The sequence below is a fragment of the Pseudomonas sp. Sample_22 genome (assembly GCF_004307635.1).
Taxonomy (GTDB): domain Bacteria; phylum Pseudomonadota; class Gammaproteobacteria; order Pseudomonadales; family Pseudomonadaceae; genus Aquipseudomonas.
Map to the genome: position 1 here is coordinate 58,326 of NZ_RCNY01000017.1, position 15,911 is coordinate 74,236.

Annotated in this window: 12 protein-coding genes and 2 pseudogenes; 11 read left to right on the forward strand and 3 right to left on the reverse strand. The window is 55.9% G+C overall.

The window, feature by feature from the left end; all coding sequences use genetic code 11:
- Window positions 1-104: 104 nt before the first annotated feature.
- Window positions 105-191, forward strand: a pseudogene (locus tag D8U73_RS03925) (methionine ABC transporter substrate-binding protein); the annotation flags it as partial.
- A 171-nt stretch (window positions 192-362) separates the two neighbouring features.
- Here D8U73_RS03925 and D8U73_RS03930 read toward each other — a convergent pair.
- The 3 genes from D8U73_RS03930 to D8U73_RS03940 are packed head-to-tail and all read right to left on the reverse strand — an operon-like array spanning window position 363 to window position 3,015.
- Window positions 363-980, reverse strand: coding sequence for a GAD-like domain-containing protein (locus D8U73_RS03930; RefSeq protein WP_177435509.1), 618 nt, complete (start codon window positions 978-980; stop codon window positions 363-365).
- A 49-nt stretch (window positions 981-1,029) separates the two neighbouring features.
- Window positions 1,030-1,647, reverse strand: coding sequence for a GAD-like domain-containing protein (locus D8U73_RS03935; RefSeq protein ID WP_130903783.1), 618 nt, complete (start codon window positions 1,645-1,647; stop codon window positions 1,030-1,032).
- 18 nt (window positions 1,648-1,665) lie between these two features.
- Window positions 1,666-3,015 (reverse strand): DUF6861 domain-containing protein, encoded by a 1,350-nt coding sequence (locus D8U73_RS03940; RefSeq protein WP_130903784.1) that lies wholly within the window; start codon window positions 3,013-3,015, stop codon window positions 1,666-1,668.
- A gap of 523 nt (window positions 3,016-3,538) precedes the next feature.
- Between D8U73_RS03940 and tssA the strand changes: the two genes are divergently transcribed.
- The 10 genes and pseudogenes from tssA (at window position 3,539) to tagH (ending at window position 15,910) form a co-directional block, all read left to right on the forward strand.
- Window positions 3,539-5,095 carry a type VI secretion system protein TssA gene (gene tssA, locus D8U73_RS03945; protein ID WP_056854196.1) on the forward strand — a complete coding sequence of 519 codons (1,557 nt, stop codon included), beginning with the start codon at window positions 3,539-3,541 and terminating at the stop codon, window positions 5,093-5,095.
- Between the two features lie 32 nt (window positions 5,096-5,127).
- Window positions 5,128-5,628: a type VI secretion system contractile sheath small subunit gene (gene tssB, locus D8U73_RS03950; protein ID WP_056854195.1), complete on the forward strand. Its 501-nt coding sequence runs from the start codon at window positions 5,128-5,130 to the stop codon at window positions 5,626-5,628.
- 24 nt (window positions 5,629-5,652) lie between these two features.
- Entirely contained in the window at window positions 5,653-7,128 is a 1,476-nt protein-coding gene (gene tssC, locus D8U73_RS03955) for a type VI secretion system contractile sheath large subunit (RefSeq protein ID WP_130903785.1), read from the forward strand.
- A 13-nt stretch (window positions 7,129-7,141) separates the two neighbouring features.
- Window positions 7,142-7,552, forward strand: a complete 411-nt coding sequence (tssE, locus tag D8U73_RS03960) for a type VI secretion system baseplate subunit TssE (protein ID WP_130903786.1) — start codon at window positions 7,142-7,144, stop codon at window positions 7,550-7,552.
- Between the two features lie 15 nt (window positions 7,553-7,567).
- The gene (gene tssF / locus D8U73_RS03965) at window positions 7,568-9,355 is read left to right on the forward strand and encodes a type VI secretion system baseplate subunit TssF (protein WP_130903787.1); all 1,788 of its coding nucleotides are present in this window, start codon (window positions 7,568-7,570) and stop codon (window positions 9,353-9,355) included.
- On the forward strand, window positions 9,319-10,326 hold the full coding sequence (tssG, locus tag D8U73_RS03970; RefSeq protein ID WP_056854191.1) for a type VI secretion system baseplate subunit TssG: 1,008 nt from the start codon (window positions 9,319-9,321) through the stop codon (window positions 10,324-10,326). The genes tssF and tssG overlap by 37 nt, the downstream gene beginning before the upstream one ends.
- Window positions 10,327-10,337: 11 nt before the next feature.
- The gene (gene tssH, locus D8U73_RS03975; RefSeq protein ID WP_130903788.1) at window positions 10,338-12,959 is read left to right on the forward strand and encodes a type VI secretion system ATPase TssH; all 2,622 of its coding nucleotides are present in this window, start codon (window positions 10,338-10,340) and stop codon (window positions 12,957-12,959) included.
- Window positions 12,960-12,969: 10 nt separating this feature from the next.
- Window positions 12,970-14,487 carry a sigma 54-interacting transcriptional regulator gene (locus D8U73_RS03980; protein ID WP_130903854.1) on the forward strand — a complete coding sequence of 506 codons (1,518 nt, stop codon included), beginning with the start codon at window positions 12,970-12,972 and terminating at the stop codon, window positions 14,485-14,487.
- 68 nt (window positions 14,488-14,555) lie between these two features.
- Window positions 14,556-14,696: a hypothetical protein gene (locus D8U73_RS03985; RefSeq protein ID WP_056854189.1), complete on the forward strand. Its 141-nt coding sequence runs from the start codon at window positions 14,556-14,558 to the stop codon at window positions 14,694-14,696.
- 20 nt (window positions 14,697-14,716) lie between these two features.
- A pseudogene (gene tagH, locus D8U73_RS03990) lies at window positions 14,717-15,910 on the forward strand (type VI secretion system-associated FHA domain protein TagH).
- The last annotated feature ends 1 nt before the right edge of the window (window position 15,911 follow it).

Below are 15,911 nucleotides of genomic sequence, written 5' to 3' on the forward strand. Positions count from 1 at the left end.
TGCTCTGCGTGGGAATGAATCCCGTGACGCTCCGCGTCACAGGTGGACGCAGAGCGTCCATGGCGGCATTCCCACGCAGAGCGTGGGAATGATCAAAAGAGAGGAAGAAACTGGCGGCTGCACTTCACAGCCCGGAAGCGAAAGCGTTCATCGTTGAGAAGTACAAAGGCGCGGTAGTGCCGGCGTTCTGATCTGCGAGACACACAACGAATGTGCACGCCTGATCGTTCCCATGCTCTGCGTGGGAATGAATCCCGTGACGCTCCGCGTCACAGGTGGACGCAGAGCATCCATGGCGGCATTCCCACGCAGAGCGTGGGAACGATCAAAACGACTCCTAGTCGAGCCCCGGAGCCCACCGTCTATAGATCCGAAAAACTGTAGGGCTGGAGCTCGGCGATTTGGGAGAGAAGGGTGAGGTGTTCCACCGCCTTCACTTTCTCAAGATGATCGAGGGTGTCCGGGCCGCCGAACATTAGGGCTGGAACGAAGCCGTACATTTCGTCGTGGCGTAGGGGGCCGAGTTTTTTCTTTGCTGGTTTGAAGAGGTCGCCATAGTCGTTGGAGTCCACATTTCTGGAAAGTATGAAGGAGCGAAGTGCCTTGTCCATTTCATCCTCTGCATAAAGAGATGTTCGGGCTGTATAGCGTGAAAGGACACTCGTGATCTTGAGCGAAGCTCCCGTTTTTTCACCCCAAAAGTAAAGATCGCCAAAAGCACCGCGAGCAATTAAGTGGTAGTTGTCAAACTGTTCAAACTTTGTTCCTTCAAGCCAGGACGCCACCACTCCTTCATATTCTTGCGGGTTTACAAGCCAAAGGATGCCGTCCGCGTAACCGCACCAGCCATGTTCGTCCCAGTATTCCAGCAGTTGGTTCGGAAGCTTGCCTCTATAGCGTTTCATACTCGACGCCGGTACCTCCCGACGATCAACGGGTCCACCAAATGTATCCAAAAAAATGGAAAAAATCTCGTCCATTTAAAATCCCTTGAAATTCACCCAGCCGAGCAGAATGCGTGCCTAGCTTTTACAGATCCGAAAAACTGTAAGGCTGAAGCTCGGCGATTTGGCTCAGAAGTGTTAGATGTTCCACCGCCTTCACTTTCTCAAGATGATCGAGGGTATCCGGGCCGCCGAACATCAGCGCTGGAACGAAGCCGTACATCTCGTCGTGACGCAGGGGGCCGAGCTTTTTTATTGCTGGTTGAAATAGGTCGCCATAGTCATTTAACTCCACATCAATCGACAACAGGAAAGACTGAAACCCCTTATCCATTAGGTCTCCGGTATATATAGACGTGTGTGTAGAATAACGAGAAAGATGGCTCGTTATATCAAGTGAAGCACCCGTTTTTTCTCCCCAGAAGTATAAGTTGCCAAAGGCACTACGGGCAATCAAGTGGTAGTTGTCAATAGCCTCAAATTTCGTTCCTTCAAGCCATGATGCTACTACCCCTTCGTATTCTTGGGGGTTAACTATCCAAAAAATTCCGTTGCCGTAACCGCCCCAGCCGTGCTCGGCCCAGTACTCCAACAAAATGTTAGGGAGTTTGCCTTTATAGCGATCGATACTGGATGGGGGCACTTCCTCTCGACCAGTTGGCTCTCCAAATTTTTCTATAAACCTAGCGAAAACTTTATCCATGTGAGCTTTCCTTATTTGTTAGCATTTATGTAATTTAACATTCAGGAATGTTTTATCCCTCATTGATGCGGGTATTTTTTCAGCCGCACCTTTTAAATTTTCAATTTTTTTCTTCCATTGCGGGCCTATACTTGAGTTAACTTGCCTGTCCCCAAAGTCTGTAATGATGTCTTTGCCTCCTGCGGTTAAATCGGGATTATGTAGCCCCGCAAGATTTGCCATGGTTATTTTTGCTTTTTTGATGGCGGCCTCTTCCGCATCAAGCATATCCATCGTTTGTAAAAAATCTTCAGTGAATCTTTTTTGTAGATTAATTTGTAGAGTTTTGCGAGCCGTTTTCGCAGCCGCCCTACTACGCTTCACCGGATTAGCAATATTCTCCAAATACTCATCAACCGTCAGCCGATTCAGCCCGTCTTCTTGTCCCTTCAACTGCCGTTCGAATTCTCCGATTTTAGACGCTGGCAGCTTGTCCGCTTTGAAGCATTCGACTTTATGAAGCGGCATCGCGTTCGGCTTGTCACTGGGCGGGTTTTTGTCTTTGTTTGGTGGGTGATTTGCCGGTGGCGCAGGGTCCTGATGGCTGAGAGCGCCCCGGTGCGGTGCTGAGGTTTGCAGGTCTGGGCGTTTTTTCAGGGCGTCTTCGTGCTTGAGCATCCATTCGCCTAGTCGCGCGCCTTTGGGGCTGGCTCGCATCTCCTGGGCGAGGACGCCCGCATTGCCTCGACCACGGGTGATGTGAGCCACGATGGCGCCCAGCAGCAGGACGACAACCTCCACATGGCCACGTGCAATCTCTTGGGTGGCGCTGTATCGGGCAGATGAATCATCCGGCCTGAACGGGTCTAAACCTCCCTCACTGCGTGGGCCGTTCCACGCGATGTGGATGCCACGCCAGTAATTGTCGCCAATGCGTGGCAGACCTTCGGTGAAGAACTCGGCAATGGACGTCAGGCCCAGTATGCCCAATATCCACGTGCTGACTTGCAAGCCCATCGCAGCGCCAGCCGCGCCCATCGGGATGGCGCCTACACCTCCGAGGAATGCACCGGTCCCTGCGCCGATAGCCCCACCGATCAAAACACTGCCGGCAACGATCATCGCCATTTGAGCGACGACTTCGATCAACTCGTTAAGGACGCTGGCGATATCGATGTCAGCGAAGCGTTGTCTCAATAAGCGAGCCGCTTCCCACTCAGCCTCAATGAAGGCAGACCTGACGCTGTTGATCCGACGGATATTGAGCGAGAGGGAGGGAGCGGGTTCGTTAAAGTGAGTGCGATACCGGGCGCCTCCCTGGTAACCCATCTCTCGAGTGATTCGGTTTTCTATCTCGTGCCACGTAGGCACCATGTGCCATAAAAACATCAATTGTCTCCCTGACAATTCGCTCCTTGGATGACTCATCAAGTTGTACTTGTGCAAAGTACCGAGGCACAGGTGGACCGCATGACCCAAAAGATCAAATCGGACGCGTCCTACACGCGTTGCGGAAACAGGGAAGTTAACTGTGTTGGGTTTTGTGCTCCCAACTGTGTGCCGGGCGCCGGAACGAGAAAAACCCCGAAGGTGAAGAACACACCAATCGGGGTTGTTAATTGCTTGATTAGTTAACAGGTCATCAAGTTACCAAGCGGTGTCTGGATGCACAAACTGGTCGACGGCGTAACCGCAGACAATGGCGCTCTTGCCTGTCTTACATGACTGAAGGATCAGTCGCACCTAAGTGGCGAATCCTCCTACAGACATGTTCTTCGTCAACAAAGTAAGTTCTCGACCCTTGAACGGAAGCGCGTTTGCTCAACACGGAGTCGAGACCTTTGCCCAGAATTCCAGCTGTAGATTGGCATCAGGTTGCAATAAAACTTGTGCACGCAAGTTGTAAGTTCATATGACCTATTCCAGCAAGCTTTCGGCGCATTACCTTGATCTTGCCAGGTCGCCAGTGTTCGCAGAGAAATTCGCAGGCGATGATGCCCGTTATTCAAGTGAATACGAGGCATTGGAAAGTGAGTTGGGTAAAGCCCAATCCATGCATGAAAGCGGTCAGATCGACTGGCTGATGATCCGCGAAACCAGCGAGAACGTACTTCGCAGCCATTCCAAGGATTTGCGCGTTGGTGCTTGGCTGACCTGGGCGCTCTACCAGGGTGAATCCTTCCCGGGTCTGCTGGCCGGTCTCGGTTTACTGCATCACTTGTGTGAAAACCACTGGGCCGAGATTTACCCGCAAAAATCCCGCACCCGCTGCGCTGCCATCAATTGGTTGGTGCCGCGTCTTGAGCAGGTGTTGAACGAAAACATCGCGATCAAGGAGCAACTTCCGCTGTTCCGCCGTCTGGTGGAGCATCTGGAAGGCCTCGACGCTGCTTGCACCGAGCAGCTGGGCGACGAAGCCCCGTTACTGTTGCCGATCTCCCGTCGCTTGAAAAACAGGGTCCAGCGTGCCGCCGACAATCAACCGGAACCTGGTGTAGTGAGCGCCGCGATGGCCCAGGTCAAGCAGGCCGCCACACAGCTATTCACCCCCGGCGCACCGATCGATAACGAGAAAGAAGCCCACAAGGCCTTGCGTGCCCAGCAAGAAAACGCCCTCCCTTTGTGCGCCTGGTGGCTCAAGCAAAATGCCACTGACCTGCGCGCGCTGCGCCTCAATCGCACGCTGCTTTGGCTGCCCATTGAAACCTTGCCAGAGCGTAATGCCGATCAAATCACCGTTTTGCGTGGCTTGCCGGCCGACAAGCTAAAAACCTTTCAAGACCATCACGACCAAGCGAAGTACGCCGACCTGCTGGTCGGTTTGGAGGCAAGCCTGGCGAAGGCACCGTTCTGGTTCGACGGTCAGCGAATGGTTTGGGAGTGCCTCCAAGGCCTTAATGCAGAAATGGCCATGCGCGAAGTGGAAATTCATTTCGCGCTGTTGATTCAGCGCCTGCCAGCCATTATCGAATTGCGTTTCCATGACGGCGCACCGTTCGCCAATCCTGCCACCCGCGCCTGGATCAGCGCCTTCGTGATGCCGCATTTGCAAAACCCCAGCGCGCCGCGCAAGGCCGAAGTCGTCGACACCCAGCCTGCCTGGGAACTGGCGCTGGAAGACGTCTTGCCGATCCTGCACAAGGACGGCCTCAAGACGGCGGTGCAAATCCTCAAGCAGCACATGCAAAGCGCCCAAGGTGGGCGCGTTCGGTTTTTCTGGCAGTTCACCCTCGCGCAGCTGTGCTTCAAGGCCAGGAAATACGAATTGGCCAAGACCCAACTTGAAAACCTCGACCAGACATTACGCGATGCAGGCCTGCAAACCTGGGAGCCGGCACTTGCGCTGCAAGTGTTGCAGTTGCTGCACAGCTGCTGCGAGTTGTTGCCGCAGAGTCATGCGGTGCGCGAATGCAAGGAAGAGATTTATCGCAGGTTGTGCCACCTCGATCTTGAAGTGGCACTCGACTAGGCCTCCGGGCCAAAACCGCAAGGAGAATAGCCATGGCCAAAGAAGGCTCGGTAGCCCCAAAGGAACGCATCAACGTAACGTTCAAGCCCGCCATAGGGGGCGCTCAGGAAGAAATCGAATTGCCGCTCAAACTGGTGGCGATCGGTGACTACACCCAGCGTAAGGACGAGCGAAAAGTTGAAGACCGCAAACCGATAAGCATCGACAAGATGACCTTCGATGAGGTGCTCGCAAAGCAAGAGTTGCAGGTCACCTTGAGCGTGCCGAACCGGCTTCAGGACGACGGTACTGAAGAGTTGGCCGTGGGTCTGCGCATCGGCTCGATGAAAGACTTCAATCCGGCCAGCCTGGTCGAACAAGTCCCGGAACTGAAAAAACTGATGGAACTGCGTAACGCGCTGGTGGCCCTCAAAGGCCCGCTGGGTAACGCGCCTGCTTTCCGTAAAGCCATCGAAGGTGTGCTTGCCAACGACGAATCCCGCAGCCGCGTATTGGCCGAGCTGGGACTGGATGCCACAACCGAGCGAGCCTGATCTCACTGCCGCCAAGGAAGCCACATGAGTACCCATGCAGCACAACAGCAAAACACCGAGAGCCGTGAAAACAGTCTGCTCGACAGCATCATTGCCCAAACCCGCCTGACCCCGGACGATGAGGCCTATGACATTGCCAAGCGCGGCGTGTCGGCTTTTATAGAGGAGTTACTCAAGCCAAAGAACAGCGGTGAACCGGTAAAAAAGGCCATGGTCGACCGAATGATTGCCGAGATCGATGCCAGGCTTGGCCAGCAGATGGATGAAATTCTTCACCACCCGGACTTCCAGTCTTTGGAGTCTTGCTGGCGTGGTTTGCAGTTGTTGGTTGATCGCACCAACTTCCGCGAGAACATCAAGATCGAGATCCTCAACGTGTCCAAAGCCGACTTGCTGGACGATTTCGAAGATTCACCGGAAGTGATGCAAGCCGGCCTCTACAAGCACATCTACACCGCGGAATATGGTCAGTTCGGTGGCCAGCCCGTCGGCGCAATCATCGCCAATTACTTCATGTCCCCCAGTTCACCGGATGTGAAGTTGATGCAATACGTGGCCAGCGTTGCCTGCATGTCCCATACGCCATTCATTGCCGCGGCCGGTCCGGAGTTTTTTGGTCTGGACAGCTTTACCGGCCTGCCGGACCTGAAAGACCTCAAGGATCATTTCGAAGGCCCGCAATTCGCCAAATGGCAAAGCTTCCGCCAGTCAGAAGACGCCCGCTACATTGGCCTGACCGTGCCGCGCTTCCTGCTGCGCACCCCCTACGACCCGGAAGAAAATCCGGTCAAATCGTTCGTCTACAAAGAAACTGTCGCCAACAGTCATGAGCACTATCTATGGGGTAATACGGCATTCGCATTTGGCACCCGGTTGACTGATAGCTTTGCGAAGTTTCGCTGGTGTCCGAACATCGTCGGTCCACAGAGCGGCGGTGCGGTTGAAGATCTGCCGTTGCATCACTTCGAAAGCATGGGCGAAATCGAAACCAAGATTCCAACCGAAGTGCTGGTGTCCGACCGTCGTGAATTCGAGCTGGCCGAGGAAGGCTTCATCGCCCTGACAATGCGCAAGGGCAGTGATAACGCCGCTTTTTTCTCCGCCAGTTCCGTACAGAAGCCCAAGCACTTCGGCATCAGCGCCGAAGGCAAGGTTGCCGAACTGAACTACAAACTCGGCACGCAACTGCCCTACATGATGATCGTCAATCGGCTGGCCCACTATCTGAAGGTTCTCCAGCGCGAGCAACTGGGATCGTGGAAAGAGCGGACCGACCTCGAGCTGGAACTCAACAAGTGGATTCGCCAGTACGTAGCCGATCAGGAAAACCCGAGTGCCGAAGTGCGCGGCCGGCGACCACTGCGGGCGGCTCAAGTCACTGTCAGCGATGTGGATGGCGAGCCCGGTTGGTACCGCGTCAGCCTCAACGTGCGCCCGCACTTCAAGTACATGGGGGCCGACTTCACCCTTTCTCTGGTTGGCAAACTGGACAAAGAGTAGGCGGAACTGACCCATGGCCGGATACGGCAGCCTCTTCGAACGCCTGAATGGCGATGCAGCCAAACGTGATGGATGGAGTCTGGAAAACTCTGCCATGGCGTCCGTGGCTGCTCATCTGGCCAAGATGCTCAGCACCCGTGCAGGCAGTGTGCAGACGCTGGCAGATTACGGATTACCGGATCTCAATGACATGCGCCTGAGCCTGCACGACTCCTTGAATCGCGCCCGTTTGCACATCGAACGATTTATCGAAGCCTACGAGCCGCGATTGAGCAATGTGCGTGTGTACTCTCAATTACAGCAACACGATCTGCTTCGTTTGGGCTTCTGTATTGAAGGCTTGCTGGAGGTCGATGGTTTCAAGTGTCAGGTCAGTTTTGCCGCCCGCTTGGATGGCAATGGTCAGGTCATGGTGAGCCAATGATATCTGGAGCTCGCCATGTCATTTAATCACTACTACCAAAGTGAACTCACCGCGCTTCGCCAGTTGGGTCGTCGATTTGCCGAGCGCAATCCGGCATTGTCTTCTTACCTGGGGCAGACCGGGCAAGACCCTGATGTGGAGCGTTTGCTGGAAGGTTTTGCCTTTCTGACCGGACGTTTGCGACAAAAGCTCGACGACGAATTGCCTGAGCTCAGCCATTCGTTGATGCAACTGCTATGGCCCAATTACATGCGGCCGGTTCCGGCCTTCAGCATGTTGCAATTCAGTCCCCTGGCACGTTCGGAGCCTGCGTTGACGGTTGCGCGCGACACGCCAGTGGAGAGCGTACCGATCGAAGACGTGCGTTGCCGTTTTCGCACGTGCTATGCCACCGAAGTGACAGCGCTGGATCTCGTTGGGTTGAGCCACTCCGTCAAGGGTGATGGTTCGCTGTTGAGCCTGCGGCTGCAATTGACGGCTGACGGTCATCTGGGCGAGTTGCAGTTGCGCCGCTTGCGCCTGCACTTTGCTGGCGAACGTTACATCAGCCAAATGCTGTATCTGAGCCTTTTGCGGAATCTGCAAGGTGTCGAGTTGATTCCGCTGGATGGGACGGGTGAGCCGCTTGTCGGGGCCAATGATCTGCCAATGACATTGCAGCTAGCAGATGAGTGTGTGCAACCGGTGGGTTTTGCCGAAGGCGAAGCGTTGATGCCATATCCGCTGAATACCTTCCGCGGTTATCGCTACCTGCAGGAGTATTTCGCTTTTCAGGATAAATTCCTGTTCGTCGATATCAATGGTCTCGACCTGCTCAAGACCTTGCCTGAAGAAAGCATCAAGCAAGTGCGAGGTTTGGAGTTGCGCTTCGATATTCGCAAAAGCGCATTGCAACGACTGCGTCCGACCCTTGATAACGTGAAGCTTCACTGCACACCCATCGTAAATTTGTTCAAACACGATGCGATGCCGGTACGACTCGACGGCAAACAGGATGAATACCTGCTTTTGCCTGCCCGGTATAACCAGCAAAGCTGCGGTGTGTACTCAGTGGAAACCGTTACCGGCTGGCGGCCGGGTGGATTGGGTTATCGCCAGTATGTGCCGTTTGAATCGTTCGAGCATGATCCCAGCTTCGATGTGCCGACCCGGCGGCCGCATTACAGCGTGCGCCAGCGGCCGTCCTTGGTGCACGACGGCCTCGACACTTACTTAAGCTTCGGCACGCACCCTGCCGACGTGCAGGAAACCCTTTCGATTGAGCTGGTCTGCACCAACCAGAACCTTGCGCGCAAACTCAAGCTCGGTGACATCAATCAAGCCTGCGAACGGACACCTGAGTGTTTGAGCTTTCGCAACATCACACCGGTCACCGCGTGTTTTGCGCCACCGCTCAATCGGGACTTTCTCTGGAAGTTGATCAGCAACATGTCGCTCAACTACCTGTCCCTGGCGGACGTCAATGCACTGAAAGTGATTCTCCAAACGTATGACTTGCCCCGCTACTACGACCAGCACGCTGAAAAAATCAGCAAGCGACTGCTCGGTGGGCTGAAGTCGATCAAGCATCAGCACGTCGACAGATTGCACCGAGGATTACCGGTTCGGGGTTTGCGAACGGAGCTGACCATCGATCCGCAAGGGTATATCGGCGAAGGCGATCTGTTTGTGTTCGCCTCGGTCCTCAATGAGTTTTTTGCGCTTTATGCCAGCCTCAATTCGTATCACGAGCTGCGGGTCATCAGCACACAGGGAGAGGTGTACCAATGGCTACCCCGCATGGGTCTGCAGCCTCTCCTTTGAGTAGGCTGAGTCAAGTCATACGCGAGTATTCGCTGTTCCAGGCGGTGCTGGCCGTCATGGATCGGCTGCGCGAGGCGCACCCCTGCATGAGCGAAGAAGAACTGTACGAGCAGTTGGAGTTCCAGGCCAATCCAAGCTTGGGTTTCCCGGGCAGTGACGTCGACCGCGTGGAGTTTTTTCAGGAGCACGGGCAGTTGCGAGCGCGATTGCGTTTCAACCTGATCAGCCTGACAGGCTCCGGTTCACCCCTGCCTGCGTTCTATGTCGAGCAGGCCTTGGGTGACAGCGAAGACGGTAACGCGACTCGCAGCTTCCTCGATCTTTTTCACCATCGGCTGCAGCGATTGATGTTGCCGATATGGCGCAAATACCGGTATCGCGCCGGCTTCAAGAGCGGCGCCATCGACCCTTTTTCGGCGCAACTGTTTGCTCTGATCGGTCTGGGTGGAGCTGAAATCCGCAAGGCTGGCGAGCTGAACTGGAAACGTCTTTTGCCCTACCTCGGGCTCCTCAGTTTGCGTGCCCACTCGGCAGCCCTGATCGAATCCGTGCTGCGTTATTACTTCAAGCACGCCGAGATTTTCATCGAGCAATGCGTTGAGCGTCGCGTCGACATTCTGCATGAGCAACGCAATCGCCTTGGTCGTGCCAACAGCACGCTGGGCGAGGATCTGGTACTGGGCGAATACGTTCGTGATCGCAGCGGCAAGTTTCGGATTCATATCCGTGAGCTCGACTGGCAACGCTTTCATGAATTTCTGCCGGTCGGTTTCGGCTATCAACCCCTGTGTGCACTGGTTCGGTTCACCCTGCGAGATCCGCTCGACTACGACATTCGCCTGCTGCTGCGCCAGGAAGAGATCCACGAATTTCGCATAGGCGAGCGGAGCGCCTGCCGCCTGGGGTGGACCAGTTGGGTAGGGCGTGAGCACGCCGACGGTCTTGTGACCCTGGGCAGCAACATTCATTAAGGACGTGACTGATGATCAACGTGGACCTGCAACAACTCATTCAGGCGCTGGACGCCCAAAGCCGCCGTGATCTGGAAAGCGCTGCCGAACGTTGCGTCGGACGTGGCGCCGGCAAAGTGCTCATCGAGGACTTGCTTCTGGCCTTGCTGGAGCGTCCGCAAGGTTTGCTCGGCCGTGCATTGCAAGACGCTGAAGTCGATGCGGGGGAGCTGATCAGGGCTTTGCATTTGCCGGCCGAGCATAGCGCTTCACGCAACCCGGTGTTCGCTCCAGAGCTGGTGCAATGGCTGCAGGATGCTTTGCTGGTGGCGAATCTCGAATTGGGGCGCAGCCAGATAGACCAGGCCGCGCTGATTCTCGCACTGCTACGTAATCCAATGCGTTACGCCGGCAGTCGTTATCAACTTTTGCTCGCCAGGCTGAACGCCGAGCGGCTGAGGGAGTGTGCGTTGTCGGAGCAACCGCAGCACGCCACCAATCACATAGCCAAGGGCGGTGAGTCACTGTTGGAGCGATTTACCCATAACCTGACTCAGCAGGCCCGTGACAACGATCTGGACCCGGTTTTGTGTCGCGACGATGCGATCCGCCAGATGATCGACATCCTCGCCCGCCGCCGTAAAAACAACCCGATTGTGGTGGGTGACGCGGGCGTCGGTAAAACGGCTGTCGTTGAAGGTCTGGCCTTGCGAATCGTTGCCGGTGACGTACCGCCGGAGTTGCGCGGTGTCGAGTTGATGTCGCTGGATATGGGCTTGTTGCAAGCCGGTGCAAGCGTAAAAGGTGAGTTCGAACGGCGCCTCAAAGGTGTAATCGATGAGGTCAGGGGATCGCCCCGACCGATCATTCTGTTTATCGACGAGGCGCATACCCTGATCGGCGCTGGCGGCACTGCCGGTGGCTCCGATGCGGCCAATCTGCTGAAGCCGGCGCTGGCCCGAGGCGAATTGCGAACCATCGCGGCAACCACTTGGACCGAGTACAAAAAATACTTCGAAAAAGATCCTGCACTGGCCCGCCGTTTCCAGCCGGTGCAATTGCTTGAGCCCTCCGTCAGCGAAGCCGTGACGATTCTTCGTGGCCTCGCCGTTGTGTATGAAAAAAGCCACGGAATCTATTTGCGCGATGATGCCGTGGTGGCGGCCGCGCAATTGTCTGCTCGTTACCTTACGGGCAGGCAGTTGCCAGACAAGGCGATCGACGTTCTCGACACGGCATGCGCCCGAGTCCGTATCAGCTTGGCCGCTGCCCCGCAAAGCCTGCAACAGTTGCAGGCCGAGCTGGCGGAAAGTGAGCGAAAACGCCAGGCGCTACGCCGCGATGCCGAAGCGGGTGTGTTGATCGATCATCAATCCTTGCACGCTCTGGAAGCGCACCTGCACGATCTCGAAGTGGAAACAGCAGCGCTGCAAACCCGATGGCTCAAGCAGGTCGGCATGGCCGAGTCTGTGTTGAATCTACGCCGGCAACTGTTCCAGGCGCGGGCTGCGATTGGCATCGACGAGGGTGGCGAATGCTCCGAACGGCACGCCGATGAAATCCAATGTGTGGCGACGTTGGAGGCGGCTCTCACTGAGTCTCATCGTGCTCTGATCGAAGCGCAGGGCAATGAACGACTGGTGAGTTTTGAAGTGTGTCCGCGCCTGGTAGCCGAAGTGGTGAGTGCTTGGACCGGTGTGCCTCTTACGCAGCTGGCCCGAGAGCACAATGCCAAGGTCGCCGGTTTTGCCAATGACCTGCACAAGCGTATTCGTGGTCAGGAACCCGCCATTGAGGCATTGGATCGTGCAATGCGCGCAACGGCTGCCGGGCTGCACAGGCCAGACACACCGGTAGGTGTGTTTCTGTTGGTAGGTCCGAGTGGTGTCGGCAAAACCGAAACTGCGTTGGCGCTCGCAGACCTGATGTATGGCGGTGATCGTTTTATCACCACCATCAACATGTCTGAATTTCAGGAAAAACACACAGTTTCGCGCCTGATCGGTTCGCCCCCCGGTTATGTCGGTTACGGTGAAGGCGGCATGCTCACTGAAGCAGTACGTCAGAAGCCGTATTCGGTTGTATTGCTGGATGAGGTCGAGAAAGCCGATCCAGACGTCCTCAACCTGTTCTACCAGATATTCGACAAAGGCGTGGTCAACGATGGTGAAGGACGGGAAATCGACTTTCGCAATACGCTGATCCTGATGACCTCGAATCTGGGCAGTGAGCAGATCAGCGAGCTTTGCAAAGATGCCGGGCGGCCCGCCGCACAAGTGTTGGAGCAAGCCATTGAGCCTATCCTCAGCCAGCATTTCAAACCGGCATTGTTGGCGCGCATGCGTGTCGTGCCTTATTACCCCGTTGGCGGGTCGGTACTGCGCGAGTTGATTGAAATGAAACTCGACCGTTTGGGCGAGCGCATGCACCGTCGCAAGCTGGGTTTCACCTACGGACAAAGCCTCGTCGATCACCTGGCCGAGCGCTGTATTCAAAGCGACAGCGGTGCGCGCTTTATTGACCACTTGTTGGATCTGCATGTACTGCCTCGAATAGCCGATCGTGTACTCGATTCGATGGCTACAGGACAGTCCCTCAGGCATGTCCATGCGACGCTGGATGCCGATGCCTGTGTTGTCTGCGAGTTTGTCTGAAATGGGGGCGATGCTCGCGAACCTGAAGCAGCCGTTGGTGTACGCCGAGGCCCTGGTGGAGCAGTTCTCCGGGTTGTCACGGGCGGCAGATGGCGACGAGTTGCTGGGGGATTTCTTGCGCGGGGTCACGCAACTGAGTGGTTGCGAGTTGGCGCAGTTATACCTTCTGGACCCGACTCACAACGCCCTCGGGCTCAACAGCGAGTGCCTCGACGGAATTCTGCAACCCCGGGCCGGCTCGAGTTTGCAGGCGGATTACAGTGATCGAGCATTGCTGCACTTTGCGCTGCGCCAGAACCGCGTGGTGTGTCTCGGTTCATTGAGCGACAGCCTGCATGACACGGATTTCCTGCCGTTTCAGCCCAGACCCTGGCAATCGTTGTTGTGTGTGCCGTTATTGAATCAACGAAAAGCGGTTGAGGGTTTAGTGCTGTGTGCCAGCCATCGATCGATTGAACTGCAGGGATTCGCCGGCTCCCTTGGTCAGTTAGGAGCGTTCGCACTGCGCCAGACACAACTGTTGCAGCGCTTGCGCCAACCTGGCGGCAACACGCGGCCTGTGCCGGTCAGTATCCCGAATGCCAGTGGTTATGGACTGATCGGTAAAAGCCCCGCCATGCGTCGCACCTATTCCCTGATCAACAAGGTCGTTCATAGCCCCTATACCGTACTGTTGCTGGGTGAGACCGGTACCGGCAAGGAAGTAGTCGCGCGAGCCATCCACGCGGCTGGGCCTCGACGCACTCAGGCATTCATCGTGCAGAACTGTGCGGCATTCGCCGAGACCCTGTTGGAGAGTGAGTTGTTTGGCTATCGCAAAGGTGCGTTCACCGGCGCCGACCGGGATCGTCCCGGCCTGTTCGATGCGGCTAACGGCGGCACCTTGTTTCTTGATGAAGTCGGCGACATGCCGTTGTCTCTGCAGGCCAAATTGTTGCGGGTTTTGCAGGAGGGAGAGATTCGACCGTTGGGTTGCAACGACACCCATAAAGTCGATGTGCGGATTATTGCGGCGACGCACCGGGATTTGTCGTTGTTGGTCAGCGAAGGCAAGTTTCGCGAGGACTTGTACTACCGCCTCGCGCAGTTTCCGATCGAGTTGCCGGCTTTGCGCCAGCGTGAAGGCGACATTCTCGACCTGGCTCGTTACTTCGCGGACAAGGCTTGTGCACTCCTGCAACGGGATGCGGTGCTTTGGTCCGATGCGGCGCTTGGCCATCTGGCTGCATATACCTTTCCAGGCAACGTGCGTGAGCTCAAAGCAATGGTAGAGCGAGCCCTGCTCTTGTGTGACGGCGGCGAATTGTTGCCGGGGCATTTTTGCCTGCCCATGGGCCTGCATGCTGAAGACAAAAGCCTGCACCTGCGCGAACGGCTGGCGCGATTCGAACGCAACCTGATGATCGATTGCCTGCGCAAAAACCACGGTAATCAGACGCGCACCGCCCGTGAACTCGGGTTGCCGCGCCGCACGCTGCTGTACCGGCTGGGGCGCTTGAACATTTGCGCTGGGGATCTCGATGGATAGCGCGCCGTCACGGTTGCCGATTCGATTGCCTGCACTCACTTTCTTTTTCAGTTCTTCGGAGACTCCGCATGCCTGTTCGCTACTGGCCTGCCGTCTTGCTGACTTTCGTCGTTGTAAGCGGCGTGGTTGGTTGCGGTGGTAATTACAAATTCAACGACAACACCTATCGCCCCTTGGGTGATCCGCATGCGGCCCATCGCGGCCAGTGACTGCAAGGAGCATCAACAAGATGGAGCTGGTTCTCGAAATACTGAGCAGCAAGCAGTTCGTACCGACAGATTTGTGCCAGAAAACCTTCACCCCGTCAGGCGGAATGATCGGCCGAGGTGAGGATTGCGACTGGATCATTCCGGACCGCAAGCGTCACCTTTCCAGCCGACACGCCTTGATCAGCTGCCGCGACAATGCGTTCTTCCTGACCGATATCAGCAGCAACGGTATTCAGGACTGCTCAACCGGTACACAACTGCCCAAAGATAAAGCGATGCCTATCGAAACCGGCAGCGTTTATCTGCTGGGTGATTTCGAAATCCGTGCGCGACTCAATGACTTGTCCACGGCATTTGAAACCCAGGCCAGCAGGCCGCGAACGACAGCCAACATCATTCCTGATGAAGTCTTCCTCAATTTCGATCCGTTGAGTGCCGTGGATCAGCAGCAACGTGTTGCCTTCGACTTGGACGAGTTCACGGCTCTCGATACGATTTTTCAGGAGCCGATGCAATGTGCTGACTTTGCACGCATCGACATGGAAAACATGAGAGTGCCGCAGTTGGTTGATGCCCCTCAGGCATCTGAACCGCTAACGACTCACAAACCTGCCGAGCGCCTGACTGAAGATTTCTAGAAGCGTTTTGGTACTGCGCTGGGCGTGGAGCTCGACGGTCTCGAGACTGGCGCCCGCGAAGCGTTGGCCTTGAGAGCCGCGCAATTGCTCAAGCAGAGCATCGGTGGCTTACAGCAAAGCCTGCGCACCCGCAACGAACTGAAAAACGAGCTTCGGCTGGCGCAGACGACATTGCAGGGTATCCATTCAAACCCGCTCAAGTATGGGATCGATACCGAAGAGCTGTTGGGCATGTTGCTGGCCAACAAGTCAGGTCAGTTACCGGCAGATCAAGCCATCTCCCGCGCTTTCCGCGACCTTCAGGCGCACCAGGTGGCTTTGCTCGCCGCCAGCCGCGCGGCGGTCAAGGGTGCCGTAGAACATTTTTCACCGCAGCAACTGACGCTTCGTTTCGAGCGTGAAAGCAAGTCATTGCTGGGAACCTCTGGCAGTCGCTGGAAAGCCTATGGCCGTTATCACCAGGCGCTGCTTCAGGATGGTGAATGGACTGAACGTTTGTTGGCCCGTGACTTTTCCCAAGCCTATGAAGAGCAGATTCGTTTGATCTCTACCCTCCACAACGACCTTCAGGGATGAC